This is a genomic window from Lysobacter korlensis (genome assembly GCF_042434515.1).
The window spans coordinates 1-611 of the sequence record NZ_JBHLTG010000059.1; the positions used below are offsets into that span (position 1 = coordinate 1).

The following is a 611-nucleotide window of genomic DNA, read 5'->3' on the forward strand; positions in this document are numbered from 1 at the left end:
AGGCACCGACGCGCAAGCGCTCAGGACCAAGATTATCGGGAGCAACAGACGTCTCATGTGCGCTCTAACACCTGAGTTAAGCCGCGCCGCGAAGCGGTGTCGGCTTGGACGAATTGTTAGCCCGCATCTTCGCGGTACTTGACGTTGAGCACCAGTGTGTGAAGCACTATGAAGCTGCCGGCGGCCGATACGAGCGCGAACGCAGCTTGAGGCGTCCGATGAAGCCAAACTGCCACCGGCAGCACAATGGCGAGCACGACCGCGAAAGCGACGAGCAGGGCCCAGCGCGGAGAGGATCCATGGCCGCTCTGGCGCTCGTGAAAGGCACGTCGGGACACGAACATCGCTAGGTATGCGGGCAGCAGCGCACCGATGCTGATGCCCGCCGCGAAGATTTTCAGGGCAGTCGACGGTGAGATGCCTGGCCCAGGGTGGCCAATGGATGCAAAGGCCCAAGGAAGCAGGCCAAGAAGGAGAGCAAATGCTCCAAGTAGCAGTGGCATCCACATGCGGGCTAACACCTGAGTTAAGCCGGCCCGCCCGAGAACCCGTATGGAGTTCTGGAGCTTCGAAGCGGGCTCGGCTTGAACGAATAGTTAGGCTGCAGCATA

At 60.7% G+C, this 611-nt stretch carries 1 protein-coding gene; it reads right to left on the minus strand.

The genetic code is table 11. The features are described from left to right. Positions 1–116: 116 nt before the first annotated feature. Positions 117–509: a hypothetical protein gene (locus ACFFGH_RS34430; RefSeq protein WP_386677485.1), complete on the minus strand. Its 393-nt coding sequence runs from the start codon at positions 507–509 to the stop codon at positions 117–119. Positions 510–611: the final 102 nt, after the last annotated feature.

Excerpts from the sequence above, each read along its gene's own strand:
- ACFFGH_RS34430 (WP_386677485.1), bottom strand. The coding sequence starts at position 509 with ATGTGGATGCCACTGCTACTTGGAGCATTTGCTCTCCTTCTTGGCCTG.